4 protein-coding genes are annotated in these 2738 nt (G+C 29.7%); 3 read left to right on the top strand and 1 reads right to left on the bottom strand.

The window, feature by feature from the left end:
- Positions 1–96: 96 nt before the first annotated feature.
- The 3 genes from A9G28_RS09585 to A9G28_RS09595 all read left to right on the top strand — a co-directional run bounded on the left by A9G28_RS09585 (position 97) and on the right by A9G28_RS09595 (position 1929).
- The gene (locus A9G28_RS09585) at positions 97–405 is read left to right on the top strand and encodes a hypothetical protein (RefSeq protein ID WP_218057360.1); all 309 of its coding nucleotides are present in this window, start codon (positions 97–99) and stop codon (positions 403–405) included.
- A gap of 153 nt (positions 406–558) precedes the next feature.
- A complete protein-coding gene (locus tag A9G28_RS09590; RefSeq protein WP_065580523.1) occupies positions 559–915 on the top strand; it encodes a hypothetical protein in 357 nt (118 codons plus the stop codon).
- A 783-nt stretch (positions 916–1698) separates the two neighbouring features.
- The gene (locus tag A9G28_RS09595; RefSeq protein WP_141674733.1) at positions 1699–1929 is read left to right on the top strand and encodes a hypothetical protein; all 231 of its coding nucleotides are present in this window, start codon (positions 1699–1701) and stop codon (positions 1927–1929) included.
- A 99-nt stretch (positions 1930–2028) separates the two neighbouring features.
- Here the strand turns inward: A9G28_RS09595 and A9G28_RS09600 are convergent, their stop codons facing one another.
- A complete protein-coding gene (locus tag A9G28_RS09600; RefSeq protein WP_065566382.1) occupies positions 2029–2364 on the bottom strand; it encodes a zinc ribbon domain-containing protein YjdM in 336 nt (111 codons plus the stop codon).
- Positions 2365–2738: the final 374 nt, after the last annotated feature.

Consider the following 2738-nt stretch of genomic DNA (forward strand, 5'->3'; position numbering starts at 1 on the left):
TAAGTGTATTAATAATATTATCATTTATGATAAGATAAAAATAAAATTCATAAAAATTAATTAGATAGTAATCCATATGTTAAATAGGGTAACAATATGGACAGCTTAAGTGTTGATGTTAAAATTGACTGGACGCCTATACAACAAGGTGGAAAAAAGGCAATTCCAATAAATATACAATATTATGTAATTACTCAGCCAATGAAAGGTAAAAGTGGTGATATGTCATCTTGGTCATTAGTGTTAAATGTGCAACGTTGCGAACTATTAGAACCCGACCAAAGAGTTGGCTTTGGAAAAGCCTATTTTTTAGTAGAGGATGCGCCAAGTTTTTTACTCGAAAAAGGATTTACAATGAATATTTATGAAGGTTCTAAGCTAGTTGGCAAAGCTGAAGTGCTTTAACTTATTCAACTTTTAAACAATAAACGACAATATTATTATAAACGACAATGTTACTATAAACGCTAAAATATTTAATATGTTATCTGTATGGCAATGGTTAATAGCGGTCTTTAAATATTCGACTGTTGCCTTTTAATTAAAAATAGAGGGGATATGAATACAAAAGAAATACAAACAAAATACGGTATTATTTACACACGAAATGCATTAATTTTATCTGAGGTTAAATTAGAATGTTATCCATTTACCTTGGTTGTTGATACGTCATTGTCATTGGCAGGTTGCAAACCAGAGATTTTAAATGTTCCTGAAGTTAAAGTGACATTTATGTTTAATGATATTGACCGTTTGTCTATTTATAAAATAGATGAGTATCCCTACGAAAAATATTCAAAATCTAGTTTTGATTTAGTCGATGAAGTTCATAAAGCAGGTAAACAACGCATAATACTTAGCACTTATGATCATATTTTTGATGTAATTGGTAGGTGTGAAATCAAATATTATTAATCTATAACATAATTACAGATAGAAATTTAATTTTTTTGACTAATTAAATGCGATTAAACGAACAAAAATAAATATGAACGAAAATATACTCTACAAATTATTTAAAAAATAAACCCTCTTTATTAGCATATGATGATGAGCTAACACTGATAAGTATTATGATGAAATTACCGATGAGCTAGATAATGAAAAATAAGGATGAATTTCTTAACACATTAAACTAGCTATCTAGCTCACACACATAGGGTTGCGGATTTTTACAACAAAGTACAAACGACGATTTAATTTTTGATAATTTTTGTCACTGACTAGTTGAAGTAAATAGTAAAACAAACACCTCTGCAATCATTTATATTGATGCTTTTTAACCAAAAAATTAGGATTGGATGAGCTGAGCGAAAATAACAAATGTGAGTAAAAATATCATTTATTAACTTTTTTATCAAGCCAATAGAATAAGCTGGGTGAAAATAAAAAATTCAATAAAATCAATGGGTTTTCTGAATGACTTTTAAGCACTAAAATGACTGATAAGAATAAAATCAACATGTTGATTATTAAAGCTAATTAATTTAGCTAATCATTGTGATTATAAGCCAAGCAAAATAAGCGGTATTTTGGTATTATCGTTAATATATAATTTTTACAACTTAATGGCGTGTAATTACTATGGGTAAAGAGCAAGAATGAATAAAACAAGCCGAAAGGCTCGCTTTACTTCCCGATTCAGAAAAGCCATTCGATCAACTTATGGATCTACTTAACAACGAAACCGATCTTGAAATGAGATCCCGGGTTGTGGCTTTTTACTCTATCGCTCTTGAAGAAGCTTTATGCCCCAATGATCATTTTAAGATGCTTAATAATAAGATTCGCCGACTACTGAATACGTATCCACTACCTGATGATGCCGAAGCGCAATTAGACCGTTTAATAGAACAAGCCGATAACAAGCAGGATAAATTTTTATTAAGTCAATCTCACGAAGCTCTCTTCGTTTTACGTCATAAATAATTAACCAGAAGCTTATTTTATCTTAACTATTCCTATTCATATTGGTTAAACCAATGTGAATAGGATATTTAACTCGACTTTTGAACTGAATCTTTCTAATTAAGCTTTTTTCACAAAGCAAGCTTTAAGCATAATTTTCATACCATCGACTTTACAATCGATCTCATGATCACCGTCTACTAAACGAATGCCTTTGGCTTTAGCGCCTTTTTTCAGCACAGTTGACGATCCTTTTAATTTAAGATCTTTAATTAAAATAATATCATCACCATCAGCAAGTAAATTACCATTACTATCTTTTACTTGTAATTCACCATCAGTGGCTACAACTTCGTTTGGATCCCATTCATGAGCACATTCAGGGCAAACATAAAACGAACCATCATGATAAGTATGTTCAGATTGGCAAACAGGGCAATTAGGTATAGATTCCATAATTAAGATTCATCCAAATTAAATAAAATGGCGCCTACTATAGCAAAAAATGCTATGAAGTCATGAATGATAGCTGTTTGGTTGCAATGGATAATCTAAAAACATTGACAAATTAGCCAATTATTTTAGAGATAAATAAACTACTATTAATTGATTTTGTTGTTCTATTTCTTTTAGATCTTTCTTCATATTTTTTCCTTTTTTATTGTGGCAAAAATACAATCATTTTTGTAAAAAACATTCAGGAATCTATACCGTTTCAGTATAAAATCATTTTAAATTTAAGGGATTAATAAATTATTATTCATAAAGCATCAAATGGCTTAAATCCCTTATTCAGCCAAAGCGTTAAACGGTTATCACTGACTGATTTA

The organism is Gilliamella sp. Fer1-1, from assembly GCF_001690825.1.
GTDB classification, from domain to species: Bacteria; Pseudomonadota; Gammaproteobacteria; order Enterobacterales; family Orbaceae; genus Gilliamella; species Gilliamella apicola_C.

Bases quoted from the DNA above. Each gene is read 5' to 3' on its own strand.
- A9G28_RS09585 (WP_218057360.1), top strand. From the start codon at position 97: ATGGACAGCTTAAGTGTTGATGTTAAAATTGACTGGACGCCTATACAA.
- A9G28_RS09600 (WP_065566382.1), bottom strand. From the start codon at position 2,364: ATGGAATCTATACCTAATTGCCCTGTTTGCCAATCTGAACATACTTAT.
- A9G28_RS09595 (WP_141674733.1), top strand. From the start codon at position 1,699: ATGAGATCCCGGGTTGTGGCTTTTTACTCTATCGCTCTTGAAGAAGCT.
- A9G28_RS09590 (WP_065580523.1), top strand. From the start codon at position 559: ATGAATACAAAAGAAATACAAACAAAATACGGTATTATTTACACACGA.